The sequence below is a fragment of the Butyricimonas sp. DFI.6.44 genome, from assembly GCF_022132345.1.
GTDB classification, from domain to species: domain Bacteria; phylum Bacteroidota; class Bacteroidia; order Bacteroidales; family Marinifilaceae; genus Butyricimonas; species Butyricimonas muris.
This window is the reverse complement of record NZ_JAKNJD010000001.1, coordinates 218,679-244,740: the sequence shown is the minus strand read 5'-3', so window position 1 is coordinate 244,740 and position 26,062 is coordinate 218,679. Positions and strand designations below refer to the sequence as shown.

26 protein-coding genes are annotated in these 26,062 nt (G+C 48.7%); 10 read left to right on the top strand and 16 right to left on the bottom strand.

Going from position 1 to position 26,062, the window contains the following annotated elements:
• The first annotated feature begins 37 nt into the window (after positions 1–37).
• The 8 genes from pta (at position 38) to L0M98_RS01125 (ending at position 6,551) form a co-directional block, all read left to right on the top strand.
• A complete protein-coding gene (gene pta, locus L0M98_RS01160; protein WP_227214655.1) occupies positions 38–1,039 on the top strand; it encodes a phosphate acetyltransferase in 1,002 nt (333 codons plus the stop codon).
• Positions 1,040–1,166: 127 nt separating this feature from the next.
• Positions 1,167–2,366 (top strand): acetate/propionate family kinase, encoded by a 1,200-nt coding sequence (locus tag L0M98_RS01155; protein WP_099292379.1) that lies wholly within the window; start codon positions 1,167–1,169, stop codon positions 2,364–2,366.
• A gap of 122 nt (positions 2,367–2,488) precedes the next feature.
• Complete coding sequence (locus L0M98_RS01150; protein WP_227214654.1) at positions 2,489–3,910, top strand: MFS transporter; 1,422 nt, start codon at positions 2,489–2,491, stop codon at positions 3,908–3,910.
• 57 nt (positions 3,911–3,967) lie between these two features.
• The gene (locus tag L0M98_RS01145; RefSeq protein WP_227214653.1) at positions 3,968–4,282 is read left to right on the top strand and encodes a hypothetical protein; all 315 of its coding nucleotides are present in this window, start codon (positions 3,968–3,970) and stop codon (positions 4,280–4,282) included.
• Positions 4,266–4,604, top strand: a complete 339-nt coding sequence (locus tag L0M98_RS01140) for a type II toxin-antitoxin system RelE/ParE family toxin (RefSeq protein ID WP_227214652.1) — start codon at positions 4,266–4,268, stop codon at positions 4,602–4,604. Before L0M98_RS01145 ends, L0M98_RS01140 begins: the two co-directional genes overlap by 17 nt.
• Positions 4,605–4,668: 64 nt before the next feature.
• Positions 4,669–5,259 (top strand): LemA family protein, encoded by a 591-nt coding sequence (locus tag L0M98_RS01135; protein WP_227214651.1) that lies wholly within the window; start codon positions 4,669–4,671, stop codon positions 5,257–5,259.
• Between the two features lie 61 nt (positions 5,260–5,320).
• The gene (locus L0M98_RS01130) at positions 5,321–5,758 is read left to right on the top strand and encodes a TPM domain-containing protein (RefSeq protein WP_099292374.1); all 438 of its coding nucleotides are present in this window, start codon (positions 5,321–5,323) and stop codon (positions 5,756–5,758) included.
• Positions 5,759–5,765: 7 nt separating this feature from the next.
• Positions 5,766–6,551, top strand: a complete 786-nt coding sequence (locus tag L0M98_RS01125; RefSeq protein WP_227214650.1) for a TPM domain-containing protein — start codon at positions 5,766–5,768, stop codon at positions 6,549–6,551.
• 83 nt (positions 6,552–6,634) lie between these two features.
• Here L0M98_RS01125 and L0M98_RS01120 read toward each other — a convergent pair whose 3' ends face one another.
• Positions 6,635–7,105: a YqaA family protein gene (locus L0M98_RS01120; RefSeq protein ID WP_227214649.1), complete on the bottom strand. Its 471-nt coding sequence runs from the start codon at positions 7,103–7,105 to the stop codon at positions 6,635–6,637.
• Positions 7,106–7,112: 7 nt separating this feature from the next.
• Positions 7,113–8,180, bottom strand: coding sequence for a DUF2157 domain-containing protein (locus L0M98_RS01115; RefSeq protein ID WP_227214648.1), 1,068 nt, complete (start codon positions 8,178–8,180; stop codon positions 7,113–7,115).
• 262 nt (positions 8,181–8,442) lie between these two features.
• Between L0M98_RS01115 and L0M98_RS01110 the strand changes: the two genes are divergently transcribed.
• Positions 8,443–9,573 carry a M20 metallopeptidase family protein gene (locus tag L0M98_RS01110; protein WP_227214647.1) on the top strand — a complete coding sequence of 377 codons (1,131 nt, stop codon included), beginning with the start codon at positions 8,443–8,445 and terminating at the stop codon, positions 9,571–9,573.
• Here L0M98_RS01110 and L0M98_RS01105 read toward each other — a convergent pair.
• The 5 genes from L0M98_RS01105 to L0M98_RS01085 all read right to left on the bottom strand — a co-directional run bounded on the left by L0M98_RS01105 (position 9,549) and on the right by L0M98_RS01085 (position 15,651).
• Positions 9,549–10,730: a clostripain-related cysteine peptidase gene (locus L0M98_RS01105; RefSeq protein WP_227214646.1), complete on the bottom strand. Its 1,182-nt coding sequence runs from the start codon at positions 10,728–10,730 to the stop codon at positions 9,549–9,551. The genes L0M98_RS01110 and L0M98_RS01105 overlap by 25 nt on opposite strands.
• Positions 10,731–10,840: 110 nt before the next feature.
• Positions 10,841–11,797, bottom strand: coding sequence for a hypothetical protein (locus tag L0M98_RS01100; RefSeq protein ID WP_227214645.1), 957 nt, complete (start codon positions 11,795–11,797; stop codon positions 10,841–10,843).
• Between the two features lie 11 nt (positions 11,798–11,808).
• Positions 11,809–12,813, bottom strand: coding sequence for a BMP family ABC transporter substrate-binding protein (locus L0M98_RS01095; protein ID WP_227214644.1), 1,005 nt, complete (start codon positions 12,811–12,813; stop codon positions 11,809–11,811).
• Between the two features lie 14 nt (positions 12,814–12,827).
• Positions 12,828–14,972, bottom strand: coding sequence for a C13 family peptidase (locus L0M98_RS01090; RefSeq protein WP_227214643.1), 2,145 nt, complete (start codon positions 14,970–14,972; stop codon positions 12,828–12,830).
• Positions 14,973–15,096: 124 nt separating this feature from the next.
• Positions 15,097–15,651 carry a Crp/Fnr family transcriptional regulator gene (locus L0M98_RS01085; protein WP_227214642.1) on the bottom strand — a complete coding sequence of 185 codons (555 nt, stop codon included), beginning with the start codon at positions 15,649–15,651 and terminating at the stop codon, positions 15,097–15,099.
• A gap of 133 nt (positions 15,652–15,784) precedes the next feature.
• Here L0M98_RS01085 and L0M98_RS01080 point away from each other — a divergent pair, with 133 nt between their 5' ends.
• Positions 15,785–16,105 (top strand): DMT family transporter, encoded by a 321-nt coding sequence (locus tag L0M98_RS01080; RefSeq protein WP_227214641.1) that lies wholly within the window; start codon positions 15,785–15,787, stop codon positions 16,103–16,105.
• A gap of 4 nt (positions 16,106–16,109) precedes the next feature.
• Here the strand turns inward: L0M98_RS01080 and L0M98_RS01075 are convergent, their stop codons facing one another.
• From L0M98_RS01075 to L0M98_RS01035, 9 genes are all read right to left on the bottom strand, one after another.
• Entirely contained in the window at positions 16,110–17,918 is a 1,809-nt protein-coding gene (locus L0M98_RS01075; protein ID WP_227214640.1) for a peptidase U32 family protein, read from the bottom strand.
• The gene (gene bioD, locus L0M98_RS01070) at positions 17,915–18,601 is read right to left on the bottom strand and encodes a dethiobiotin synthase (RefSeq protein WP_227214639.1); all 687 of its coding nucleotides are present in this window, start codon (positions 18,599–18,601) and stop codon (positions 17,915–17,917) included. Before bioD ends, L0M98_RS01075 begins: the two co-directional genes overlap by 4 nt.
• A gap of 77 nt (positions 18,602–18,678) precedes the next feature.
• Positions 18,679–19,458, bottom strand: coding sequence for a malonyl-ACP O-methyltransferase BioC (bioC, locus tag L0M98_RS01065; protein WP_227214638.1), 780 nt, complete (start codon positions 19,456–19,458; stop codon positions 18,679–18,681).
• Positions 19,459–19,641: 183 nt separating this feature from the next.
• Positions 19,642–20,286, bottom strand: coding sequence for a DUF452 family protein (locus L0M98_RS01060; protein ID WP_227214637.1), 645 nt, complete (start codon positions 20,284–20,286; stop codon positions 19,642–19,644).
• Between the two features lie 220 nt (positions 20,287–20,506).
• Positions 20,507–21,664 carry an aminotransferase class I/II-fold pyridoxal phosphate-dependent enzyme gene (locus tag L0M98_RS01055; RefSeq protein ID WP_099292355.1) on the bottom strand — a complete coding sequence of 386 codons (1,158 nt, stop codon included), beginning with the start codon at positions 21,662–21,664 and terminating at the stop codon, positions 20,507–20,509.
• 213 nt (positions 21,665–21,877) lie between these two features.
• Complete coding sequence (bioA, locus tag L0M98_RS01050; protein WP_099292354.1) at positions 21,878–23,161, bottom strand: adenosylmethionine--8-amino-7-oxononanoate transaminase; 1,284 nt, start codon at positions 23,159–23,161, stop codon at positions 21,878–21,880.
• Positions 23,162–23,320: 159 nt separating this feature from the next.
• Positions 23,321–24,283: a biotin synthase BioB gene (gene bioB, locus L0M98_RS01045; RefSeq protein ID WP_227214636.1), complete on the bottom strand. Its 963-nt coding sequence runs from the start codon at positions 24,281–24,283 to the stop codon at positions 23,321–23,323.
• A 93-nt stretch (positions 24,284–24,376) separates the two neighbouring features.
• Positions 24,377–24,742, bottom strand: a complete 366-nt coding sequence (locus tag L0M98_RS01040) for a hypothetical protein (RefSeq protein ID WP_099292352.1) — start codon at positions 24,740–24,742, stop codon at positions 24,377–24,379.
• A 287-nt stretch (positions 24,743–25,029) separates the two neighbouring features.
• On the bottom strand, positions 25,030–25,953 hold the full coding sequence (locus L0M98_RS01035; protein WP_227214635.1) for a YitT family protein: 924 nt from the start codon (positions 25,951–25,953) through the stop codon (positions 25,030–25,032).
• Positions 25,954–26,062 lie beyond the last annotated feature (109 nt).

The following is a 26,062-nucleotide window of genomic DNA, read 5'->3' as shown; positions in this document are numbered from 1 at the left end:
ACGATTGCGAATAACAATTACAAAACAGATAAAGACAATGAATCTCCTTGAACAAATCAAAGAAAACGCCAAGAAGTGCAATAAAAGAATTGTACTTCCGGAAGGAACCGAAGAACGTACGTTACAAGCTGCCGATATCCTTTTGGGTGAAGGTATCGCGCAAATTATCCTAATCGGGAAACCGGAGGAAATCAAGGCTTTGGCGGAGAAATTCGAGTTAAAAAATATCGGTAAAGCAACAATCATCGATCCCGAGAACCACGAAAAAAAAGAGGCTTATGCCGACTTGTTGGTTGAACTCCGCAAGAGTAAAGGGATGACAAAGGAACAAGCATTGAAACTTGTTGTTGATCCGCTTTATCTGGCAACTTTGATGATCAAAAGCGGTGATGCGGACGGTGAAGTCGCCGGAGCGAAGAACGCTACCGGAGACGTATTACGCCCGGCGTTACAAATCGTGAAGACGTTACCGGGAATGTCTGTCGTATCAGGGGCTTTCCTCCTGTTGACCAACAAACCGGAATACGGGGAAAACGGGTTAATCGTGTGCGCCGACTGTGCCGTGTTGCCTAACCCCACCGCTGAAGAATTGGCTCAAATAGCCGTGGCTACTGCCGGAACCGCAAAAGCTATCGCTAAAATCGAGCCGAGAGTGGCCATGTTGAGCTTCTCCACCAAAGGATCGGCAAAGAACGAACTGGTAGATAAAGTAGTAAAAGCAACCGAACTGGCAAAAGCAATGGCTCCCGACGTAATGATCGACGGCGAAATGCAGGCAGACGCCGCACTGGTAGCTTCCGTGGGTGCAAGCAAAGCCCCGGGCAGTCCCGTGGCCGGAAAAGCCAACGTGCTTATCTTCCCCAGCCTCGAAGTAGGTAACATCAGCTACAAACTCGTGCAACGCATCGCGGGCATCGAAGCTGTTGGCCCCGTGCTACAAGGTATGGCAGCCCCAATCAACGACCTGTCAAGAGGTTGTTCGGTTAGTGATATCGTAAACCTAGTGGCGATTACGGTAAATCAAGCTGCAGCAAAATAAATCAGTCTATAAAGTATAAAGTTCATAAGGTTCATAAAGCAAGTTTACTTTATGAACTTTATAAACCTTATAAACTTTACGAACTAAATATTTCACGGACTTTAAAAACTTTATATATTCAAATATAATGAACATATTAGTATTAAACTGCGGTAGTTCCTCCATAAAATACCAGTTGTTAGACATGGAAGGAGAGCCGACGTTACTGGCAAAAGGATTGGTAGAAAAAATCGGTCTACCGGTAGGAAGCTTCACACACAAACCGGAAGGAAAAGATAAATACGTGGTGGAAGAACCGATCAAGGATCACACCGTCGGTATTGACTTGATTCTGAAAGCACTTGTTGACCCGAAACACGGGGTGATCAAGGCTCTGACCGATATTAATGCCGTGGGACACCGCGTGGCACACGGGGGGGAATTCTTTGCCAAAAGCGTTATCGTGGACAAAGATGCTAAAGATAAAATCGCCGCTTGCTGCGAGTTGGCTCCGTTGCATAACCCGGCAAACCTGACCGGAATCGAGACAATGGAAAAACTACTGCCGGGCGTTCCGCAAGTAGCCGTATTCGATACCTCGTTCCACCAGACACTACCGAAAGAGGCATTCATTTACGGTCTGCCCTACAAATATTACGAGCAATACCGGGTACGTCGTTACGGCTTCCACGGGACATCTCACAAATTCGTGGCTCAAAAGGCATGCAACATTCTAGGCTGGAACATCGAAGAGAAAAAGATTATCACCTGCCACCTCGGTAACGGCTCATCCATTACCGCTATCAACAAAGGTAAATCCGTCGACACCTCTATGGGCTTCACTCCCAACGCAGGGGTGATCATGGGTACCCGTACGGGTGATCTCGACCTCGGTGCATTGTTGTATATCTGCGACAAAGAAGGACTAACCACAGCTCAAGCAAACGACTTGGTAAACAAAAAATCCGGATTACAAGGAGTGTCCGAGGTATCTTCAGACTGTCGTGACCTGCAAACTGCCGCAAGCGAAGGTAACGAGAAAGCCCGTTTGGCTCTTGACATTCTTTCTTACGACGTGAAAAAATACGTGGGTAGTTACGCGGCCGTACTGAACGGCGTAGACTTGATCGTATTCACGGGTGGCATCGGAGAGAACGACGATGAAGTACGCGAACAAGTATGCCGTAACATGGAATACATGGGTATTCATTTCGACACGGCTGCCAACAAAGGCACTCGCGGAAAAGACAAAATGTTATCCATGTCTGACTCTAAAGTGATCGTGATGAGCATCACTACCGATGAAGAATTAGTTATCGCAACAGATACGATGAATTTGGTTAAATAATTCGCCTACGGCGAGTTACATTGCTTTCGCTGTTACAGGTTTAGACAATCTCTTCGAACTTGTAACCTGTAACTGCCGAAGGCAATGCAACTTGTAACTTGCCGAAGGCAAAACCTAAAATAATGAGTTTTTTCAGTAAATTTCCCCGCACCTTCTGGGTGGCAAACACTATTGAGTTATTCGAACGTTGGGCATGGTATGGATTTTTCATGCTATTTGCCAATTACCTCACCAGTTCCTCCGACGCGGGCGGTCTGGAATTCACGCAGAGCCAGAAAGGTATCCTCATGGGCGTGGGCACTGGAATACTCTACTTCCTACCCGTGTTGACCGGGGCAATTGCTGACCGCTACGGGTATAAAAAAATACTGGCACTCGCCTTCGTGATTTACACCTCGGCATTTATCCTCTTACCCTTGTTCTCAACATTCACGGGAGTATTTCTCATGTATCTTTATCTTGCCGTGGGTGCCGCGTTATTCAAACCGGTAATATCGGCAACCATAGCCAAAACAACCACTGATGAAACGGCATCAATAGGATTCGGCGTTTACTACATGATGGTGAACATCGGTGCTTTCTTCGGTCCTATGGTAACATTACTATTTAAAGGATCATCGCATCTCGTGTTCTACGTTTCGGCAGGGATGATCGCATTGAATTTCATTCTGCTGCTCTTTTACAAGGAACCTCACCGTGGAAAAGTGGAACAAACCTCGCTGGTAAAGACTTTCGGGGATATATTCCGTAATATGTTCAGCATCGTACGGGATGTCAAATTTCTCGTGTTCCTGCTTATCGTGGCAGGTTTTTGGACTATGTATTACCAGTTATTCTTCACGCTGCCCGTGTTTATCTCTCAGTGGGTGGATACCAGCGTGCTTTACAACTTTTTCCACGAGTATATTCCATTTATCAGTAATAATTACAGTCCCGCGCCGGGAGTATTGGACGCCGAATTCGTGACAAACTTCGATGCCTTGTATATCATCATTTTCCAAATCGCAGTATCAAGCATCGTGATGCGCATGAAACCGTTGAAATCAATGATGTCAGGCTTTCTCGTGTGTTCCATAGGTATGGCATTAACATTGTTTTCCCAAAACGTACTCTTCACGCTCGTGGCGATACTCGTCTTCTCGCTGGGAGAAATGGCAGGCTCACCCAAGATCACGGAATACATCGGACGTATCGCCCCGCATGACAAGAAAGCCCTTTACATGGGATACTCCTTTATTCCCGTGTTTATCGGTAGTGTTTTCGCGGGGATTATCTCCGGTATGGTGTACCAGAATATGTCCGACAAAGTGGTTATCACCCGCCAATTCGCCGAAGCCAAAGGCTTGGCTATCCCCGAAGGGTTATCCAGTAACGCCTATTTTGACAACGTGGCGCAACAACTCCACATGGGACACAAGGAATTGACCGATCTCCTTTGGCAACAATACTCTCCCTCTAATATTTGGATGGTAATTCTAGCCATAGGATTAGGCACAACCGTGTTACTTTACATCTATGACCGGGTAATACGGGAAAAAGCATAACACTTTTCGGATATATTTCGTATCTTTGTGATTATTAAGACCACGAGGATCATTACTATGGCAAAAAAGAAAACATACAAAATGCCCCCTCCGGCGGAAAATGAAGTCAGCGAACCCGCTATCGCTTACGGGGAAATGAATATCTTGAAACAGGAGTTAATAGATGATATCAAACAACTTAACGATATGATAGCACTCAAACGTTTGGTGAAATATATCCGCCGCCAAAAGAAAGCGGTCGAGAAAGAAACTATCGGTAAAGAAGAGATTTTAGCGGGAATAGAAGCAAGCTTAATAGAATTGGAATTAATTAGGGCAGGCAAAAAGAAAGCAAAAGATATAAATGAATTCCTTGATGAATTACAAGATTAACATTTTAATCGGATTCGCAAAAGAGTTCAAACGATTAAGTAAACGATACCATTCTTTAAGAAACGATCTTATTGCCTTACAGCAAGAATTACTTGAGCACCCGGACTCCGGCATAGATTTAGGAAAAGGTCTGCGCAAAGTTCGTATGACTATTCGTTCGAAAGGGAAAGGAAAAAGCCACGGGGCACGGGTAATTACTTATACTATTATTCTAAACGTCGAGGAAGGAGTTATCAATCTTCTCTATATCTACGACAAAGCCGAAAAGGAAAATATTACCGGAAAAGAACTTGAAGCCCTGCTAAAACGGCATGGTTTCTGATAGAAGAAATTGAAAAATATTATATTTGTCACATTAATTGTATTACTAAAATAAAAGCAAAAAAATGAAGAAGAGTTATATTGTAATCGGAATAATTGTCATTATCCTGATTGGTATTTTCATGTGGTTTAAAGGAAGTTACAATCAAATGGTAACTCGTAGCGAGGGAGTATCATCACAATGGTCGAACGTGGAAAACCAATACCAACGCCGTTTAGACTTAATCCCTAACCTCGTGAACACGGTGAAAGGATACGCCGAACACGAGCAAAACACGCTGACTCAAGTTGTGGAAGCCCGTGCGAAAGCAACCCAAATGAGAATTAATTTTGATCAACTTGACGAGAAGACCATCCAACAATTCAACAGCATGCAGGGCGAACTCTCCTCTGCCCTCTCCCGCTTGATGGCTATATCGGAACAATACCCCAACCTCAAGGCAAACGAAAACTTCCGGGATTTGCAAGCTCAACTGGAAGGTACCGAGAACCGTATTGCCGTGGAAAGACGGAAATTCAACGAGGACGTGAAAAGCTATAACGCTTACATCCGTTCATTCCCGAAAAACATCCTCGCCAACATGTTCGGCTTCACCGTGAAACCTTACTTCGAGGCCACCGCCGGGGCGGAAAAAGCACCGGAAGTAAAATTCTAAAAAAGCGAAATCCCGTGCAGTTGGAATCCAAAATCTAAAATCTAAAATTTAAAATCAACTCATGTCTCCCGAGAAAGCATTCACCAAAGAACAAAAAGAAGCCATGGTAGCTGCCATACAAAAGGCGGAGAAAGATACTTCCGGAGAAATCCGGGTCCATATCGAGAATCGCAGCAAGATAGAAGTACTCGACCGGGCGGCGGACGTGTTCGCCGAATTGAAGATGCACAAAACGGCACTTCGCAACGGGGTATTGATTTACGTTGCTCTACTCGACCACAAATTGGCCATTCTCGGCGATGCCGGGATTAATTCCAAAGTACCCACCGGATTCTGGGACTCGATCAAAACAAACATGGTCGAGAAATTCAAACAGGGAGCGATCACCGAAGGTATTTGCGAAGCCGTGATTACTGCCGGGGAACAATTAAAAGCGTATTTCCCCTACCAAGAGGATGACGTGAACGAACTTCCCGATGATATTTCATTCAGTAACTAGAACAACAATGATAAAAAGACTATTCATATTACTTACCCTTATCGCGGGCATAAGCTATATCACCGGAGCACAGAACATTCCCGACCCCATGAAACCCCGGCGTATCGTGAACGATTTCACCGGACTATTCAGCAAACAGGAACAAAATACACTGGAAAGAAAGCTAAGGAATTTCAACGACAGCACATCCACGCAGATAGCGGTAGTCACCGTTCCCACGCTAAACGGTTATGATATCAACGATTACGCCGCCCGCTTGGGTGAGCAATGGGGCGTGGGACAAAAAGGCAAGGACAACGGTATCGTGCTCCTGATAAAACCCAAGAGCGGCAGAGAACGAGGCGAAGTAGCCATCTCCGTCGGTTACGGGTTAGAAGGAGTCATTCCTGACGTCATCGCATCCCGTATCACACGTAACGAAATCATCCCCTCTTTTCAGCAAGGAGAATATTACAGGGGTGTAAACAAGGCTCTCGACGTGATCATGGATCTCTCGAAAGGAGAATACACGGCAGACGAATACCGGAAGAAAAGCGAGAGTGGCGGGTGGATTGATTTTGTCATCGGCTTTATCATTTTAGCGGTATTACTGTCCTTCATTTTCCGGCGGCGAGGTGGCGGCGGATATTCGCCGGGACGTTCCTCCGGCGGTGGCTTCTTTATCTTCCCCATGGGCGGTTTTGGCGGTGGCAGCAGCAGTGGTGGCTTCGGCGGCTTTAGCAGCGGCGGCGGCTCGTTCGGGGGATTTGGCGGCGGCTCGTTCGGTGGTGGCGGTTCCAGCGGTAGCTGGTAAAGCCAACTCGATATCCAACGTCTGGTTTTGCCCAAGAAGGCTATTCGGCAAATACGCTGAACAGCCTTTAATATTTATTATTCCTAATTATTACTAATCCACTCGACAAAGCGATCCGCGTATTTCAAGTAAAGAAGCACCCACACCACGAACCGGGCAAACCGTCCTACCAGCATATAGAAAGCGGACATTTTCGGACGGATACGATAAAACCCCAAAGCGATAGCGAACAAATCACCCACCAGAGGCAACCACGTGAACAACGCCAGCCACACGCCGTAGCGGTCTATATATCCTTTTTGCTTTTCCAACTGCTCGCGCTTCACCTTGAACCACCGTTCCATCCAATCCCAACGCCCCAGCCAGCCGATCCAGTACGAGGTAAGCCCACCCAACCAATTGCCCACCGTGGCAATCGCCAGACACCACCACACGTTTCCTCCCAACGCCAACACGCCTACCAGCAACACGTCCGCACTCATCGGTATAACCGTCGAGGCAAGAAACGAGCCGATAAAAAGTCCCCAGTATCCCAAGCTTACGAGTGTATCCATACTTCTTTCAATTCATGTCTTCTTTTACTTTACGGGCATCCCGGGCGAAAAACTCAAGACTCCATATTTTCTCGGCTTTACGTCCCAACAGCCAGAAAGATACAGCCAGAACAAAAAAGAATAATGCCACGTGCATCACGTCCCACAACAACGTGAAATACAACGTGTATATCCCCAGAAGAAAGAAAGATATCCCGAATCCCCGTGCCACCGCATCGTCCCGTCTAAGACCGATATACGCCGCAATCGCCGAAGCTGCCAACGTCAAGCCGTTCCAGTACCAAAGCTCAATCTGCCGCGTGCTATACCAACGAGCAAAACTACGCGTATCCCCGAATATGGACAGCAACCACAGGGAAATAAACAAGTAAAGCATTCCTACCACGTAAGTCGCATGGTCTACATCGGTAAACCAGCGTTTCCCGCACACTGCGAAACGGCACAACAGGATTGCCGCCCCGAAAGCCGCAAAACGGGTAGGATAATTCATCCCCAAAAAGTAATGTCCCCAATCCGTCAGGTAACCAGTTTCGGCACCAAACCAGCCTCCCAGTGAAAGCAAGGCAAACACCCATACCATGGAAGACGAGAACTGGAGTCCCAGAAACCCGTAGACCAACGCCGCCAGCAACAGTAACAACGAAAAATGCCCACTCCCGTTATCAATAGCGGCTCCCAGATACCCTATCGACACGGCAGTAAACACCACGCCGATAAAAAGAATCGTTTCATTGCTGAATATCTTGTATGGCAATCGCTGCCGCCTCTTCCACCCCCAGTAATACGTCAACGCCGCAAGCACGGCAAACACCCCGCTCGCCAACCCGTAAGAAGAAAGGAACAGCTTTTCCAGAAAATTCATGATAAAATGATCGGCAAGCACCGATCCCACGGCAATAACGCCACATACAACCGCTATCCAAAACGAGTACTTTGCCAACTCTTTCCACTCGAACGGACGCACCGTGTAACTTGTTTTTAACCGATTAGCAGTATCTGTCGTGATTGTTCCTTCCGCTTCCCAACGCTCTATCACTCCCCGCAGAAAATCACCCTGAGTTTTATTCAACTTCATCGCTATTCTGTTTTATAATTCGTCGTAAAGGTAATAATTTTTCAATACCAACCGCGTTTCAGGCAGATTTCTATCCACATCATCCCGTCGCCTCGTTGTTCATTCAGTGTTTAACCGTTGTTCAACCGTTTCGAAACGGTTACAGAACAAATACAAAACGATAATTCATCAAAACAACCTCTCGAAAAAAACTCAAATGGTAACTGTCCGGGGTTCAAATTTAAACTTTAACCCTTACCTTTGTCCAATCAAAAAACAAGTCATGCAGGAAAACACTTTTCATCACATACGCCACCATCTCCACCAACACCCGGAACTGTCCGGACGGGAGAGCAAGACCGCCCGTTTCATCGAGGAACAACTACAACCTTTCGCCCCGACCAAGATCATCCGCCACGTTGGCGGACACGGGCTACTGGCGGAATATTTCTTCTCCGAAAACGGTCAGACGCTCCTTTTCCGCGCAGACATGGACGCCGTGGCGGTACAGGAACCTAACGAACTCCCGTACCATTCCCTGATCCCCGGCGTAGCCCACAAATGCGGACACGACGGACACACGACAATCCTCTTGCGTTTCGCGCGCATGTTGCACGACCATCCCCTGCAACAAGGCCGCGTACTACTGCTCTTCCAACCCGCCGAAGAAAACGGCAGCGGTTCCAAGGCTGTACTCGACACGAAAATACTTGATTACTATGCCATCGACCGGGTATTCGCCCTCCATAACATACCGGGAGCACCGACCTCTGCCGTACTCTGCAAAGAAGGCAGTTTCACCTGTGCCGTCGTCAGTGTTTCCATTGCTCTCGCCGGAAAGACCTCCCACGCCGCCGAACCCCGGAATGGCATCAGCCCGATTCCCGCCACCCTCCACATCGTCGAGGAACTGCAACGCTGGAATAACACGAACATACAATCCGACGACTATTTCCTCGCCACGATCGTGGAAATACATGTCGGTGAAGAAGCATACGGCGTATCCGCCGGGAACAGCGTTATCCGGGCTACACTCCGTGCCAAAACCGACCATCGGTTAAACGAATACACGGAAAAACTAAAACATCTGGTTATTGCCGACTGTGAAAACACTCCCGGTCTGCAACACAAGATCAGGTGGCTTGAACCTTTCTCCGCCAACGAAAACGACAAGCAGGCAGTGGCAACAATCAAAAGTGCCGCCCTTCGCGAAGGTTTCAATTACGTGGAAGTGGAAAACCCCTTTAGCTGGGGCGAAGACTTCGGGCTATTCACTCAACGGTACAAAGGAGCCATGTTCGGTTTGGGAGCCGGCGAAAACTGTCCCCCGCTTCACTCCCCGCACTACGACTTCCCGGACGAACTCATCGAAACCGGAGCCCGGGTATTCTATTCCGTGGCATCCTTACCGTAAACCCCCGCCCACGGGAAATCCCAGTAAGCTTTCGTTTCGTCATACCATTCACTTCGGGGAATATAAGTACTAATACCACTGAACTTCTCTACCGGGATTGTCATTCGATAAAAAGGATCAGTCACCGCTTTATACAAAACCACCTTTCCCAACAAATCCTCGTAAGCCGCACGGAGAGCCGCGTCATTCACCGTCATATACCTGATATATTCCCTTAAATCAAAAAAGCGGTCATATTTATCATATTCCACTTTCGGGTAATTATACACGTCCTTCTTGCCCATTTGGGCGGCCTCCGGTGCTTTTCCTTCCAACACTTGACAAGTCAAATCATATAAATTATCCAACTCCGACATGTTGATTAAAGCTATCGTACCGAAACGGTCAGACGAATTGTAAGTATTATAATACTCGTAAAATATCTTGCACACCTCTTCCAAATCACTCTCCAACCGATCACCTTCCCTCCAAAAATAAGGCATCATCTTGGCATAAGGAAAACCGGGAGCAGGTGTTTCTGCCGGGGAGGCTATGACATACTTGGCTTTATTCCGGAACTCGTATAGAGTTTCAATAGACGACATCAGACAAGCGTCAAACACGATAAAATCCATTCCATCCGGGATTGCCGCTGCCATATCACGGATATCCATAGTTGAAGCCCCGTCAGTGGCAAAACTTCTCGTGAGAGGATTCTCTATTTGATACAAAGACCTCTCCGCTCGTCCCAACAAAGAAGACGGTATCCAACCCGTGGCGTGCGATCCGAAAATCATCCCGTAAGAATCAGAAGGATATAACGCCTGCATATCTTTTACTACCTGCTTCAGCGTTTCCGGGGAAGCGGAATTTAACTCGTCATACGTTTTAAGCACTTCCTGTTCCACCACCCCGTCTTTGACTTTAAACGTCAACAACTGGGGGGTGCTCCCGCTGCCGTCAAAAAAGATCACGATATCCCCGTTATAACTCCTTTTCCACGCGCTCGCCATATCCTTGATATTATTTTTCAAATGACCGGAAAGATTATTATTTCCAGCCAGATACACCATCAACGTCCTCACCTTCTCCGGTTCATTCTCATCCTTCTCGCAAGACACCAGACAAAACAAAAGCATCACGCTAATATATTGGATGAAACGGTTTCGTATTTTCATATTTTACTCCTTTATCCTAAACTCGTGCAAGATAGTAAAAATAATTGACAAAAAACGAGATTCGTGATGAATCTCGTTTCATTTTGGAGTCTAATAAGTTATCACAATAATCAAACACCTCGTGCAATACCAGTTAATGTCTGCATTCCGGACTGAATAGCAGAATTCGCTCCTTGCAGATAAGAATTATATTGCCCCATAAAGTCTTGCATGTACACCATTTGAGTTTGAATATCAATTCCTAATTGTCCCTGATGATTTTGCAAAGATTGGATTGCCACATTCCATTCCTCCTCATTGTGAAAAGAATCGTTGCCCGTCAAATCATAAGCGAGCCCATTCTCATCCATAAACGCACGAATATCCGCAGGCATTTCAGTAGAACTTTCGTTCTCTTTAGCTTGGTTTTGAAGCTTCCGACAGCGTTGAAGCATATCAGCAACCTCTTTTTGTTGTTTTTGTGCTTTTTCTATTTTCTTCATATAATCCATCGCGTTTCCTTTAGTAACCTCAGTCATTTCCAACTGCAACTTGGCAAACATAAAACTTATAGATGTAGAAGGACCAAGGTTACTCATGTCCAAGGAAGTTGATATTTCCGAATTATTCTCATGCCAAAATGCATTCCATTTCATAAACCGAATCCGGGTTATTTTCGGAAACTCCGGCACCCGAAGCATCATCTCCGCGCAATACCCATCCTTGTCACTACTTTTCACACTTATTGTTCCCCTATCGTCGCGCAGCGTGTATGTATAGGAGAAAGCATCTCCCTCTTTCCATGGCAACAAAAACTCTACTCCCTCATGCGTGGCACTATAGCAAACAATAGCTTCCAAAGCCCCGCTCACGGCCAATTCACGATTCGTTTCGACTTGCCCGTCAGATATACCGATAGGGTTACCATCCTCGTCAAGCAAATTACTCTTTAATAATTCCAATACCTCGGATGCCGGCAAACGATTATCAATCACTTGATCACCCTCGTCCTTCTTGTTGTCGTCACTACACGAGAACACTACAAACATACTAAAAACAAATAAACTAAATAATGTAACACGTTTCATTATCAACATTTTTATTGGTTTAAAAATCTATTTTCTTCTTCCACAGCCCGGTCTTTCAAAGAAAAAACAATCGGTAACAATGTTTCCTCGTATCCTGGGGAAACAACAATATCTATATACCCGGACTCCAAACCGTACACCTCGTTGCGCGGAATAGGCTCACCCTCTAACCATAAATCAAGATAATGCCCTATCAATCTATCGATATTCTTCACCACCGAGCAAGTGATTCGCGAAGAATAGCCAGATTGATCCACATCCATGCCTGCCATATAGAATCCACCCGGGTACTCCCGCGCGTAACGAAACATTCCCAAGTTTGAACCTCCCGCTAACGGGAAAAAGTAACCGTACTCCCCCGCCAAACGAGCTACCATCCGATACGCGGAGTCAGGCATAGTATATCCCGTCCAATCATCCGCCAAACAGTATATATCCGCCGATCTGCCACCATGATCCGCATACCCCTTGACGAATCCTTCTGCCGCACGCCTCACAGTTGCATCGTTACTATTACCACATAGTACTGCCGCCTTATCCGACGTGAAAGGAAAGGCAAGCCCCCCGGCCAAATAACAAGCCCCGTACATCGAAATACTGAACGTGTAGGCAGGAATTTTCGAATCCAGCGTTTCGAACAACAAAACTTTCTTATCAGGATATTTTCCCCCCTTCAACAACTCCCGAGCCATTCCCTCGTACTCGTTACCGCCAAGAATAAATAAACAATCAATCCCTTCTGTATCCATATCCAACCAATCCCCGAAAATTCTCCGGGCCTCTTCAAGTGAGGATGGAGAAGAAAACAACAACATGAAATCCTTCTCTTCTTTCACCTGTTGAATACCTCTCAGTATTTGGTCATTATACCCCATATCACCTATACCTCCCGGGGAAAACAACACGATCGCCTGTTTCGAGGCGTAAGGATTATCCCGCAATGCATCCTCCCCGTCAGAACAACTCACCAGTAATAGACTGACAACAACCAACATGTACACGCAACGTACCACCATATCAAATTACAATATTAAAGAAACTCACTAAATGAACACTGGAACAAGTTATCAAAAAAAGAGGTATTATAAACCATAACATGCGAACCGACGGTATTCTGAAACAAACCGTAATAGAGATCACGCAACGAAATGCTCGGCTCTTTATCAATCAAATCTTGAAACGTACTGGTAAACCGATTCGACATCCACACGTTCAACTTGTTACTGAACACATCTGCCTTTGAAGTTTCATTCTCGTCCGCCGCAGTAATAAACATAACTCCCGGTATCCCTTCCGAAACCCTAGCCACACTACCCGAATAACACGTTTCCACCATCCACAACATCTTACGAAAATTTCCCTTTGCGCTCAAACTCTCAAGCATCTTTCGCATATCATTCTCCTTCATGGTTGCATTTCTCCCCCACAACATCTCGCCATACTCTCCATGCCCGCTCCAGAAAACAAAAATATTATCATACTCCGACGCCGCTATTACCTCCGGTAATCTCTCGCTCCTTTCCCCGGCAAGAATTGCCGCGACATCGGCAGGCGACAACTCGGACAAGCGATAATCTATCTCCACGTCCGCATATAAATTTTCCCCATCCGGACGTACCCTAACCACACCTAATTCCGGATTTTGACTGTTATTGGCTATATCATCCTCCATTATCATCACAATATGATCATCCCTGTATCCCTGTCGCTTCAACAAGCGATAAATTTCCAATACGTCCGCTTGATGCCTATAATTTTCCCATCCCATGGAAGCCGCCACCAACAATGCCCATTTCTCCCGCATTTCGGGATAAACGGGAGCTATTTGATTTTGATCGATCTCCTGCATCTGTGACACTTTCCAGTTCCATCCCGCCAAAATTTCCTCCACACGCTTTCCCCCGTCACTTGTGTTATAATCAAGAATCAAGAACTTTCCGTCATACACAACCCAGTTTGCGTACACGGAATGTAGCACATTCGTGTACACCTTACTGTCGAATTCCAAGGCCCCGGTAGCACCATCAATATCCGGGGTATCTCCTTTAGCTATAGCCTTAAATACTAAACGCATATCCTCTGTCATCCACGCTCCCATATTCATCCCTCGCCCATCAACCAGTGAACGCAACGCTTCATTCATATCGTCCGTACCTTCAATTTGCATCTTGAATGCGGCATAAGCAATCAAACTCAACGCATCATACATATGAGCTTCTCCAAGCACGGGCTGGTTGCCGAATTTCACTTCATAGGACACTTGGAACCCGGAACCTGGATCCGGTGACATAGCGATTCCTTCCAAACCCTCGGCATCCTTTCCCAACCTATCCAAAGCCGTGGCACTAAAAGCGACGTCAGAGTAAAGCTGACGAGAAACCAAACCCGGTATTCCCTTCCGAGCCGCCACCATATCCTGCAAATTCTCGACCGAAGAAGGTACACAAATCATGAAATCGGCATCCAAAGCCGCACATTGCCGAAATCCGTCACCCGCAGTGGCGTCCGTATATGACACGATACCGGCCACTTCCAAACCGAGTTCCTTAGCCTGAAAAGCAAACCAATCAATAAACGTCTGTCCATAAACATCCTCTTGAGCCAACAAAGCCACCCGTTTTGCCCCATAGGTCATGGCTTTTGACAATAACACCTCACATTGAGCAATATCCGTTTCCGTCAGTACCCAAAGCAAACCTCCTTCCGCAAAACTACGCACCATCTCCGCCGATGAAGAAATCGTAAAAAGCGTCTTGTTATACTTGGCACATTGCCGGGCAGCCACCCACGTGTGATTCGAATAAAAAGGCCCTATCACGGCTGCCACGTCCTCCCGCGCAGACAATTCATTAAACAATCCCTCTATATCCGCATTATTCTCGTCATACCACTCCAACTCAATCCTTACACCTCTATCCATTCCCCGTTGCGCCGCTTCGATATTTTGTATTGCCCACTCCAAACAATGCTTCCAATGTTCAGCCATCTTATCTTCCAAGGGAAGCACCACCGCCACTCTCACTTCTTCCCTCTCCGGTAAAAGTTCTTTCTCCCCATGATCCTTATGACAAGCAATAAACAACAACATCATCACGCATGCTATCCACGAAAAACAAACATACCACCTTCCTAAAACAAACGGGGATTTGAAATCATATAATAACCTATGTATCATACACTCTTCGTCATTTGAATTTGCCGGACAAAATTAAATCATTTCTTCCGAAACCACAAGTTATACCCGTAAACCTGCAAGTTTTTCATATTCAAAATCAGTGTAGCAAAATCACAGAATCGAATCACTTCTTTCCCCTAATTCGACTCAAATGCTCGGAAGTAATCCCAAGATAAGAAGCGATATACTGCAACTGCACCCGTCGGACAATCCCCGGTTTCTCCCGTGTCAAGCGCAGGTATCGTTCCGAGGCCGTTTCGGACAAATGCGATATCAGCCGTTGTTCCGTCTTCACGAACTCCCGTTCCAGCAACTGCCGTGCCCAGTTACACACCTCTATATCGTGATGATAAAGTTCGAAAAGTCCCTGCCATTCAATCCGGTACAAAACTGCATCCTCCAACAACTCCATCGTTTCATATCCCTTTTCCCCGTACACATACCCGCGGGCAGAGATAATAACGTCCCCTTCCAGCCCGAACCAGATAGTCACGTCCTTCCCGTCGCCCTCCGTGTACGCCCGCGCGATCCCTTGCCCGATGATATAGATATTCCTCTCCGACTTATCCTGACTGAACAACACGTGTCCCCTCGGGTAACACACCTCCGTCACGAGAGATGCCAACCGTTTCCCCACGTTCCCCGGGAGAAAGTTCTCCATTCCTGCCATCACGCTCATATCTGTTTCAAGTTTTCCACAAAATTATACTTTTACAATTGAATCGCAAGCCCGTGTCGATTAATTGATAAATATCAAGTAATTCCCCGCGTCGACGCCCTACCTTTGCCCTGTAACATTAACGAAAACAACTATGCCTTGGATTTTATTGGTTTGTGCCGGACTACTGGAAATAGGCTGGCCTCTCGGGTTCAAATTAGCGGGTGTTCACGAGAAATACTTTTACCTTTTCATCGCGCTTTCCATCGTTTCCATGGGATGCAGCGGCTATCTCCTGTACCTTGCCCAAAAAAGCATCCCGATAGGCACCGCGTACGTGGTATGGACGGGTATCGGTGCCGTGGGAACCGTCTTGCTAGGGATATTATTCTTTCACGACTCGGCAAGCGTCCTTCGCCTATTATTCGTCACGCTCATACTGGCGGGTGTCGTGGGACTGAAATTAGTCCACTAACCCCTCACGGCGAAACCACCTTCATAAAGCAACGTTCGCAATCGAACTCAAGCCGGAATCTGCCCAAGTTATTGGAAAGGTAAAGGGGATACTTCAACGCCTTATCCTTGCCCGACTTGCGGCACATTCCCAGTTCAAACAACAGGCAATAGCGCGTGGTCATCACGGCACGTCCCGAACGGTTCCGGGCGACCTCGAAACCCGCTTCCGGCTCTGCCGTCCCGTGTTCGCGGTAGAATGTCCCCGACAACCTGTTCACCACGTTCAACCGCCAATCCGCCTCTCCCGCGTACACCGCATCCCGGTTCAACGGCGCCTGTACCCAACGTTCCCGTTGCTTCTCCCGTTCCTCGGTCAACAAGTCCAGCAACCGCCCCCGGTAACCGTTCACCACCGCCGACGGGATAAAAAGTACCGTATCACCATGACACTCTACCGGGCAACAATCATAGCGCGTATTACCGCTTTTGCCCAACTGCCCGACAATTCGTTCCGCCTGAGCCGCGTTTGTCGCCCTCTCGAACACCTCGTCACTACGCAGTGTCACCGCCACGCCTGCCTCGTCCTCGGCAACCAGCACGAGATGATCCTCCTCCGTGTACACGTCAACTCTTACTTGAATCTTACGCACTGAAACCGCTTTGGACAAACGACTTACAAACTCGTGATCGTAATTCCTGTACAACACCGTCCCCGGCATCACGGTCACCCGCTCGTTGCACGTCAGTCGATTGCCTTCCGCCGTGTTCACCTTGATCCCCCGCAACTCTTGCCCGTCAAAATAGCACAAGCCGTCGGCATTATGTATCGTTTCCAGCGCCTCCACGACCAACAAATTTCCTTTCGCCTGTTTCACCACCGCCACTTTCTTCCCCGTGGACTTCGGGGTATCCATGTTCACGATGCCCTGTTTCCGCCCGGCAATAAAATAATCCGTGTACCCCCGGTTGAAACTTCGTTCCGGATCGGCATCGAATCCCGCGTTCACGTGCCCGTTTCCCACGCGGGACAATCCCTCGCTTCCAGCGATAATCCCGTCCAACCGGGCAGAATAATACCTCGTGACGTTCGCCACGTAATCCACTTCTTTCAACCGCCCCTCTATCTTGAACGAATCAATTCCAATATCCACCAAATCACGCAAGTAAGCGGATAAATTTAAATCTTTAAGTGAAAGCACGTGTTTGTCCTTCACCAGCACCTGCCCGTCACTGTCCGCCACCGTCCACCGCATCCGGCAAGCCTGCGCGCACTCGCCCCTGTTGGCAGACCTTCCTGTCAGATAATGAGAGATATAACACTGCCCGCTTAAACTGACACACAAAGCCCCATGCACGAAATACTCCAACTCCGCTTTCACCTCCCGCCGGATTGCCCGCAATTGCTCTAGGGATAATTCCCTCGCCAACACGATACGCTGAAATCCCAACCGATCGAGAAACTTCACGCGTTCCAGATCGTAATTATGCATCTGCGTACTGGCATGCAGGGCAATAGGTGGTATATCCAGTTTCAATATAGCCGGGTCTTGCACGATAATAGCATCCGCGCCAACCCGATACAGCGCGTGAATCAACCGTTCCACCTCCGCCAGTTCATCATCATAAAGTATCGTGTTCAAAGTCACGAACACCCTGCAATAAAAGCGGTGAGCGTACTCCGCCACCCGCGCAATCTCTTCCACCGTATTGCCTACCGCCTGACGCGCCCCGAAAGCGGGTCCGCCGATGTACACGGCATCCGCCCCGTTGTTGATAGCGGCTATCGCCACCTCGACATTCTTTGCCGGGGATAACAATTCCAGTTTCCTCATTTCCGTCCCTCCAAGGCGCTAACGTCCACGTCCGGGTAATCCGTCCCGTGTACCACGGGCACCTCGATCAATGCCGTCGTCGGGAAATGTTCTTTCAAGTATTGCCGGAATATCGTGATCGAATCATTCGTGATCCACTCGCTGTCGTTCGGGAAACGGTTATACACCAGACAAGCCAACTCAATTCCCCGCGCACGGCACAACTCAAGGCTCATCAACGTGTGGTTAATACTTCCTAGTTTAGAGGATGTTACTAAAATCAACGGAAGCTTTTGTTCACACACGTAGTCTATCGTGAAATACTCCCTCGTCACCGGCACGTACAGTCCCCCGGCTCCTTCCAGCAATATCGTGTCGTACATAGCCCGCAACTTCCCGGTTGCCCCGGCAATGCGCCCCATGTCGAGTGTCACTCGATCAATCTCGGCTGCCAAATGCGGCGAGGCGGGATAGGTCATCACGTAGGGACAGGTCGTACCGTCCTCGTCCTCGGGTTGCGGCTCCATCCCCATAATCTCGCGATGTTTCAGAATATCTTCCGATATCCCCCGGCATCCCGTCTGAATAAACTTCTGGGTAATCACGTTTACCCCTTTCCTTCTCAAAGAACGAGCCAACAACCCGGTCACCACCGACTTCCCGGCATCCGTATCTATTCCACTGACAAAATAAACTGTTCCCATTTATGATTTATGATTTTAGATTGAACTCCCTCCCGGCTTCGAAGCAGACGGAGGAGTTCATTTTTCATTTTCAATTTTCAACTTTCAATTTTCAATTGTTTCCTCCTGCACACGAAGTAAAGCGGGTGATAAGTCAATATCACCTTTCCTTCCACCGTGAAGCGGGTATTATACTCGTCGATAAAGGCATTCACCCGTCCTTTCGTCCACACGGAACGGTCGGAAGAAACGTTCACGCCCGTTCGTTTCAGATGCTGCAAAACCGACAGGGGATTATCAAATTCAAGAACATGAAACTCTTCCTCCATCCGTTCCACCGTGAAACAGGGACTCAACAAATCCCGCAACTCCTCCTTCGTGCGGTATGCCAAGCCGCCGCCCGTGGTTTGCCGTATCTCGCGCAAGTTATGCTTACCGAACGAACTGAATATCATGCAACCGCCATCATTCAGATTCTCCGCCAACTCGCGAAAAGTAGCCTCCGGGTCGGTGAACCACTGGAACGTGGAAGCCGAAACAATAAGGTCATACCCGCCGGGTAGTTCCGCCCGCTCGATATCACCCGGTATGCAACATCCCTCCGGAATCCCGTTAGCGACAGCCGTCCCGCGGCACAAATCCTCCACGAGATCGTTCACGTGCAACTCGCTCCCCGGAAAAGCCTGCCTCAACAAAACGGTCAACAATCCCGTCCCGCATCCCACTTCCAGTATCTTCCGGGGCATCCGTTCCACCGCTGCCACAGCCACAGGACACAGCCGTCCGACCACTGCCCGCTGTACCCGTGCGTTTTCGTCATAACTTCCCATACTGCGCCGGAAATGTTTCCGCACTTTTTCTTTATTTATTTCCATCATGTTCAAATTTCATGAAATTCATAAAGTTTATAAGGTTTATAAAGTTTATAAAGTTCATAAGGTTTATAGACCCCCGCGGGGCGCTTTGTCCACGGCAGCTTGAGCTGCCGATAAACATTGTCCGAAGGACACCCGTCACTTTATGAACCTTATAAACCTTATAAACTTTTAACCCCCTTTCCATCATATCTCATCCCAATTATCCAACACGTAAAACGGGTAATGTCCTCCCTCTATGCTCACCGTTTCGCATCGTCCGTCCCACCAGTTCCGCTGGCTTTCCGGCGGAAAGATCACGTCGCCCGCGGACACGTACGCCTTGTCCCACCGCGTTTCCGGCCGTATCAGCATCGCTTGCTCCCGGATAGCCCGCAACTCCTCCACCTGCTCGTGCAACTCCCGGAGAGGCTTATTTGCCCCGAATCTCGCCATCTCTTCCCGTCCCGCCAGCATCCGGGCAAAGAACTTGTCCCGTCCCCGCTCGTCCATGCCCCGCTCCGTCAACAGGTAAACCTTCGGGAGAATCCCGTAACGCTCGTCCACGGGACGCTCCGTGCCGTTGATCGCTACCCGTCTTGTCACGGGCAACTTCCACCGCTCCAGCAACACCGCCGCCGCCCACACGCCCATAGACCACGCCACCGCACGAATCTCATCGTACCCGTCCGTCACGGGAGCTTCTTCCCCCGCTATATCCCGGTAATCATAGAACGCGAGCACGTCCCCCGTTCCCGTCAGATGTTGCACGGCACGTTCGTCCATCCCCCATCCGCAAAAGAACAAAGTCAAGCACCGTCCCCCTTTTTTGGTTATCCACTGTCTTCGCATAGTTTTTCGCCTTCGGCGAAGTTACAGGTCGGCAGGTTACAAGTTACAAGTTGTTTTCCCACCCACCGAGCTTCGCACTTTTTTTTAGTTCATAAAGTTTATAAGGTTTATAAAGTTCATAAAGTGCCGGGTGTCCTTCGGACAGCGTTTATCGGCAGCTCAAGCTGCCGTGGACAAAGCGCCCCGCAGGGGTCTATAAACCTTATGAACTTTACAAACTTCATAAACTTACTTCCACAAACTCCCTCAAACACTCGTAATCCTCCTCCGGTATCGCCGCATTCAGCGAGAAGCGGATACGAGCCTCGTTTTTCGGCACGGTCGGGTACCTCACGGGCAACACGAAAAAGCCGTTATCTTGAAACAGTTCGGACATGTAAACGCTATTCTCGTTGCTCCCGCACAGGAAAGGCACGATATGCGAATCGCCCCGTGTCTCGAATCCCCGTTCGGACAATGTTGTCCGCAATTGTTCGGCAATCTCCGTCAGTTTCAGCCGATACGGGAAAAAGTCCGGCATCCGGTTCAGCACGAACCGCGTCCACGCCACCACCACCGGGGGCAACGCCGTCGTGAAAATCAGACTCCGCTGCGTGTTGACAAGGTAATCCTTGAACAACTCGTCACACACCACGAAAGCCCCGTACGAGGCAAACGCCTTGCCGAAAGTGCCCACGATAAAGTCGATATCGTCGATACATCCCTGCTCTTCGCTACATCCCAACCCGTTCGTACCCCGCACCCCCACGGCATGCGCCTCGTCAACGTACAGGAACGCATCATACTCCTTCTTCAAGTCGCACAACTCCTGCAAATCCGCCGTGTCACCGTCCATGCTGAATATCGATTCCGTCACGATAAACACGTTCTCGTACTCCTCCCGGTGATTGAACAGAAGTTCCCGCAGGTGGTCGTAATCCAGATGACGGTAACGCAACATCTGCGCGTCACTCAACCGCAGACCGTCGATGATACTCGCGTGCACCAGCTTGTCCGCCACGATCAAATCCCGCTTCCCCGCCAATGACGGCAAAATACCGATATTCGCGTGATACCCGGAGTTCAGCACCAAAGCCGCCTCCTTGCCGTACAAATCCCGTAAATCGTCCTCCAGCAACCCGTAATACTCGTGGTTCCCGGACAGTAGTCTGGACGACACGGCACTGAAACTCAACAGTTTCACGTCGGTTTCTTTCCTGAAATCCTCGTATAAAACCGGGTTGGAAGACAATCCCAGATAATCGTTCGACGAGAGATTCAGCATCTCCCGCCCGTTATAATGAATCAGAAAACCGTTGTGCTGCACGTCCCGCAACATCCGGTAATTCCCGAATTCCTTGATTTTCTCCAGTTTATTAATATACCTTTCCTTATTCATTGTTTTTCGCCTTCGGCGAAGTTACAGGTTAAATTTGCCTTCGGCAAGTTGCAGGTTGCAAGTTGCTTCCGCTTCCAATAACTTCACCTTATTATATTCTTTCATCATTCAACTCTAACACCGGTAATCCCCTTCAACTCGCCGCAGGCGAATGTAACCTGCAACTTGCCCGCGGGCAAATGCAACTCGCCGAAGGCGAATTAAACTGCCGCCTCACCTGAAATACTTGATCACCCGCAACAACGCCGACGTCAACCGCCTCAGTTCCTCCGCCCGAATAATATACGGCGGCATAACGTACACGAGCCGCCCGAAAGGACGTATCCATACCCCCTCTCTGACGAAAGCCGCTTGCAGAACACCCATGTTCACGGCATCTTTCATCTCCACCACGCCGATAGCCCCCAACACGCGCACGTCCGCCACGTTGGGATACTCGAGCGCGGGTAGCAAATCCACCCGCAACTGGCTCTCTATCCGCCCGATCATTTCGGTAAGGTCATACCCCCGTATCAAGTCCAGCGAGGCATTCGCCACGGCACACGCCATCGGGTTACCCATGAACGTGGGACCATGCATGAAGACACCCGGGTTTCCCGTGCATATCCACGTTGCCACCTTCTCCGTTGCCATCGTGGCGGCAAAACTCATGTACCCGCCCGTGAGTGCCTTGCCGACACACATGATATCCGGCACGATTCCCGCGTGATCCACCCCCCACATCTTCCCCGTGCGACCGAACCCGGTAGCGATCTCGTCGCACACGAGCAACACGCCGTAATCGTCACACAACTCCCGCACCTGCCGCAGGTAGTCCGCCGAGTAGAACCACATCCCCCCGGCACCTTGCACGATCGGCTCCAGTATCACGGCAGCGATACGGTTGTGATTATTGCGCAGGCATTGCTTCAACTCCTCGATATGTTCCGGCAGGCACACTTCCCCGTAACGCACTTCCGGTCGATGCACGAAATACTGCATCGGCAGCGTCCCCCGGAAAATACCGTGCATCCCCGTCACGGGATCGCATACCGACATGGCATTCCACGTGTCGCCGTGGTACCCTTTCATGATCGTCAGGAAATAGCGTTTCTCCTCTCTCCCGGCAGCGTACCAGTATTGCAGAGCCATTTTCATGGCAACCTCCACGGCAACCGAACCGGAATCGCTGTAAAACACCTTATCCATCCCCCGCGGGGCCATTTCCAGCAGCTTTTCCGCCAGTTCCACCGCCGGACGGTGCGTCAACCCGCCGAACATGACGTGTGACATGCTCTTCAACTGTTCCTCGACCGCCGCGTTCAACGCCGGGTGATTGTACCCGTGCACCGCACACCACCATGACGACATACCGTCAATCAGCCGCGTACCGTCCTCCAGTTCGATATAAACACCCTCCGCCCTTTTCACCGGGTACACCGGGAGCGGATCTATCGTCGACGTGTACGGGTGCCACACGTGCTCCCTGTCAAACTTCAATAATTCTGCCGTATTCATTATAACTAAAAGTTTATAAGGTTTATAAAGTTCATAAGGTTCATAAAGTGACGGGTGTCCTTCGGACAAGGCTTATCGGCAACTCAAGCTGCCGTGAACAAAGCGCCCCACGACGGTCTATAACTTTATAAACCTTATGAACCTTATAAACTCTTGCATTCATTCATTTTCAATTGTAAACCCTAGTCTTTGCACCTTCTCCATGTCCTCCATCACCTTCGAGCCTACGGTAGTCAACATATCGCCGAGAATGGCGGAGTTAATACCCGCTTTTATGGCTTCTTCCTCGATATGGGCGATCAGCACGCGTCCCCCCGCGAAGCGCAGGAAAGCGTCCGGGTTGATAAAGCGGAACACCGCGACGGTGGTCAGCACCTCGTCGTCCGCGAGCGGCGGCATACCCTCCAGCGGGGTACCCGGTATGGGATTCAACACGTTCATCGGTATTGACTTCACGCCCAATTCCCGCACCGTCAAGGCAAGATCCACGCGATCCTCCATCGTTTCACCCATGCCGATAATCCCGCCGGAACAAACCTCCATCCCCACCTCCTGCGCGGCACGAATCGTTTGTATCTTCTCCTCTAGCGTGTGTGACGAGCACAACGTGGCGAAAAACCTCGGCGACGATTCCAGATTACAATGGTAGCGGGTTATACCGGACTCTTTCAGTCGGCGTAACTGTTCCTTGCTCAACAACCCCATCGAGGCACACAGGTTGATATTCATCTCTCGTTTTATCCTCTCGGCGTACCCGCGCAGGCGGTCGATATTCTTGTCCGACAGCGCACGCCCGCTCGTGACAAACGAAAACTTGTTCACCTTGTATTTCGCGTTCAATCGAGCCAACTCCACGCAACTCTCCTCGTCAATCAGCTCGTACTCCTGCACGTGTGTTTTGAAAACTGCCGACTGCGCGCACCACTTGCAATTTTCCGAGCACCGTCCCGACCGCGCGTTCACGATGGAACAAGTGTCGAAATAACGCCCGGCAAACCGATCGCGTATCTCCCCCGCGGCAGCATACAACGCCGCCTTATCCCCCGCGGCAACCAGTGCCAGCGCTTCCTCCCTCGTGATCTGTCCTCCCTCGAAGACCTTCTGTTTCAATTTCTCTATCATCCGATCTATTTAAGATTTTGGATTTATGATTTATGATTCCCTCCCGTCTGCTAACGCTTTTCTAATCGCGAATCGTAATTCATAAATCATAAATTAATTTGTTTTCAATAAAAAAGGTACGTCCACCTTTACAGCCGGACGTACCTTCATTCTCGTATCATAATTCCCGTAACTCCCGGTATTAATAGCATCGACACGCGCGGGAACCACCGGGCAACACGCCCGCGTCACCTTTTCCGCGTATTCCTCGAATGTCGTCACCATTCGTTCGAACGCCTCCGCGAGATTCACGATCACGCCTTTTCTCGATGATTTCCGCAACGCCATTTCACAAATATGTATCGCCAACCGCCCGATGCACACCTCCCGCCCCAGCGAGGCGAAAATGGCATACCCTTTCCTGTTCCAACGGGAAAAGCGTAATTTAGCCCGGTAACCGACGTCACGTTTATTCATCATCTTTCACGTTCATGTTAAAAACGCCGCAAGTTAATAAAAATATTTTCCTATAGCAATTTATAAGTTACAAGATTAAAAAAGCGATATCAACTTCTTGTAAGCCATTGAACAACCATCACCTCCCCGTTACCCACTCACACGTATCAAGCATTTACATTTCATGAACGTATCATAAACGCAAATTTACGTTCATGATTGGTTCATGATACGTTCATGATACGTTCATGATGGCGGGAATGGAGGTACCAATTATAGCGAAAAGATTGATCAACTGACAAGGTATAGTTCTATGAATCCAACCTCTTGAACCCCTCACCCAGTATCTGATGTGCATCAAAGATTGTCACGAAAGCATTCGGGTCAATCTTATAGATAGCTTGTTGTAAAACAGCCATCTGACGACGGTTTATCATGGTCATGATCATCTCCTTCTCGGCACGATTGTACATCCCTTGAAGCGGCACGATTGAACCGCCGCGGTGCAGGTCGTTCAATATATAGGTGCGGATTTCCTCCACTTTATCGGAGATTATAAAGAAACTCTTCTCGTTGTCGAAGCCTTGCAGAATCATATCGATCGTCTTTCCCATCAGGAATATGGACAACCAAGAATACATCGGCACTTTCCAATCCTGAAACATGAGGAAACCAAAAACCACGATGCAGGAATCGACGGACATCTGCAACTGCCCCAGCGGGCGACGCGTCCACTTGTGCAGGATATTCGACAGCACGTCGGTACCGCCGCTGGACGCACGGGTTTTCAGTATCATGCCCACGCCGATACCCATGACCACCCCACCGAAGATACAGGCGAGCAACACTTCATCACCCAATTTGAACGGGTCCAACGTGCCGCTCACCGGAATAGGTTCACCCATCAAAGTCAACAACAGGGCGGGAAGACTGTCGGAGAACACGGCAACCAGAATGAAGCAAATAAATGTCTTCACCCCGAAACCGGAACCCAATACCCGTAAACCGATTAAACTCAACGGTAAATTGAAGCAGAGCGCTGCCATACCTATCGGGAATCCCCACATGTGCTGCAACACTATCGTGATACCGTATATTCCTCCCGGAACAATCTTGTACGGTGCCATGAAACAACTATACCCCAGCGCTAACACGAAAGCCCCGCCGACCAACAAGGCGTATGTCTTGAACCACTCGCGGGTAAACGGCTTTTCTTTTAATAATATATTTACCATTGATTTTGATTTTAATTTCGGGCGCGAATATACCCCCCGGCGGGGGATGAAAACATGACATTTGTCATATCTTCGGGTAAAAATATAATTTAACACTTCAGAAGTTATA

Excerpts from the sequence above, each read along its gene's own strand:
- L0M98_RS01080 (WP_227214641.1), top strand. The coding sequence starts at position 15,785 with ATGCCTTGGATTTTATTGGTTTGTGCCGGACTACTGGAAATAGGCTGG.
- bioC (WP_227214638.1), bottom strand. The coding sequence starts at position 19,458 with ATGATGGAAATAAATAAAGAAAAAGTGCGGAAACATTTCCGGCGCAGT.
- L0M98_RS01145 (WP_227214653.1), top strand. The coding sequence starts at position 3,968 with ATGGCAAAAAAGAAAACATACAAAATGCCCCCTCCGGCGGAAAATGAA.
- L0M98_RS01115 (WP_227214648.1), bottom strand. The coding sequence starts at position 8,180 with ATGAAGTTGAATAAAACTCAGGGTGATTTTCTGCGGGGAGTGATAGAG.
- L0M98_RS01155 (WP_099292379.1), top strand. The coding sequence starts at position 1,167 with ATGAACATATTAGTATTAAACTGCGGTAGTTCCTCCATAAAATACCAG.
- L0M98_RS01110 (WP_227214647.1), top strand. The coding sequence starts at position 8,443 with ATGCAGGAAAACACTTTTCATCACATACGCCACCATCTCCACCAACAC.
- L0M98_RS01100 (WP_227214645.1), bottom strand. The coding sequence starts at position 11,797 with ATGAAACGTGTTACATTATTTAGTTTATTTGTTTTTAGTATGTTTGTA.
- L0M98_RS01055 (WP_099292355.1), bottom strand. The coding sequence starts at position 21,664 with ATGAATAAGGAAAGGTATATTAATAAACTGGAGAAAATCAAGGAATTC.
- L0M98_RS01120 (WP_227214649.1), bottom strand. The coding sequence starts at position 7,105 with ATGGATACACTCGTAAGCTTGGGATACTGGGGACTTTTTATCGGCTCG.
- bioA (WP_099292354.1), bottom strand. The coding sequence starts at position 23,161 with ATGAATACGGCAGAATTATTGAAGTTTGACAGGGAGCACGTGTGGCAC.
- L0M98_RS01135 (WP_227214651.1), top strand. The coding sequence starts at position 4,669 with ATGAAGAAGAGTTATATTGTAATCGGAATAATTGTCATTATCCTGATT.
- pta (WP_227214655.1), top strand. The coding sequence starts at position 38 with ATGAATCTCCTTGAACAAATCAAAGAAAACGCCAAGAAGTGCAATAAA.
- bioB (WP_227214636.1), bottom strand. The coding sequence starts at position 24,283 with ATGATAGAGAAATTGAAACAGAAGGTCTTCGAGGGAGGACAGATCACG.
- L0M98_RS01090 (WP_227214643.1), bottom strand. The coding sequence starts at position 14,972 with ATGATACATAGGTTATTATATGATTTCAAATCCCCGTTTGTTTTAGGA.
- L0M98_RS01040 (WP_099292352.1), bottom strand. The coding sequence starts at position 24,742 with ATGATGAATAAACGTGACGTCGGTTACCGGGCTAAATTACGCTTTTCC.
- L0M98_RS01140 (WP_227214652.1), top strand. The coding sequence starts at position 4,266 with ATGAATTACAAGATTAACATTTTAATCGGATTCGCAAAAGAGTTCAAA.
- L0M98_RS01095 (WP_227214644.1), bottom strand. The coding sequence starts at position 12,813 with ATGGTGGTACGTTGCGTGTACATGTTGGTTGTTGTCAGTCTATTACTG.
- L0M98_RS01035 (WP_227214635.1), bottom strand. The coding sequence starts at position 25,953 with ATGGTAAATATATTATTAAAAGAAAAGCCGTTTACCCGCGAGTGGTTC.
- bioD (WP_227214639.1), bottom strand. The coding sequence starts at position 18,601 with ATGGGAACAGTTTATTTTGTCAGTGGAATAGATACGGATGCCGGGAAG.
- L0M98_RS01060 (WP_227214637.1), bottom strand. The coding sequence starts at position 20,286 with ATGCGAAGACAGTGGATAACCAAAAAAGGGGGACGGTGCTTGACTTTG.
- L0M98_RS01130 (WP_099292374.1), top strand. The coding sequence starts at position 5,321 with ATGTCTCCCGAGAAAGCATTCACCAAAGAACAAAAAGAAGCCATGGTA.
- L0M98_RS01150 (WP_227214654.1), top strand. The coding sequence starts at position 2,489 with ATGAGTTTTTTCAGTAAATTTCCCCGCACCTTCTGGGTGGCAAACACT.
- L0M98_RS01075 (WP_227214640.1), bottom strand. The coding sequence starts at position 17,918 with ATGAGGAAACTGGAATTGTTATCCCCGGCAAAGAATGTCGAGGTGGCG.
- L0M98_RS01125 (WP_227214650.1), top strand. The coding sequence starts at position 5,766 with ATGATAAAAAGACTATTCATATTACTTACCCTTATCGCGGGCATAAGC.
- L0M98_RS01105 (WP_227214646.1), bottom strand. The coding sequence starts at position 10,730 with ATGAAAATACGAAACCGTTTCATCCAATATATTAGCGTGATGCTTTTG.
- L0M98_RS01085 (WP_227214642.1), bottom strand. The coding sequence starts at position 15,651 with ATGAGCGTGATGGCAGGAATGGAGAACTTTCTCCCGGGGAACGTGGGG.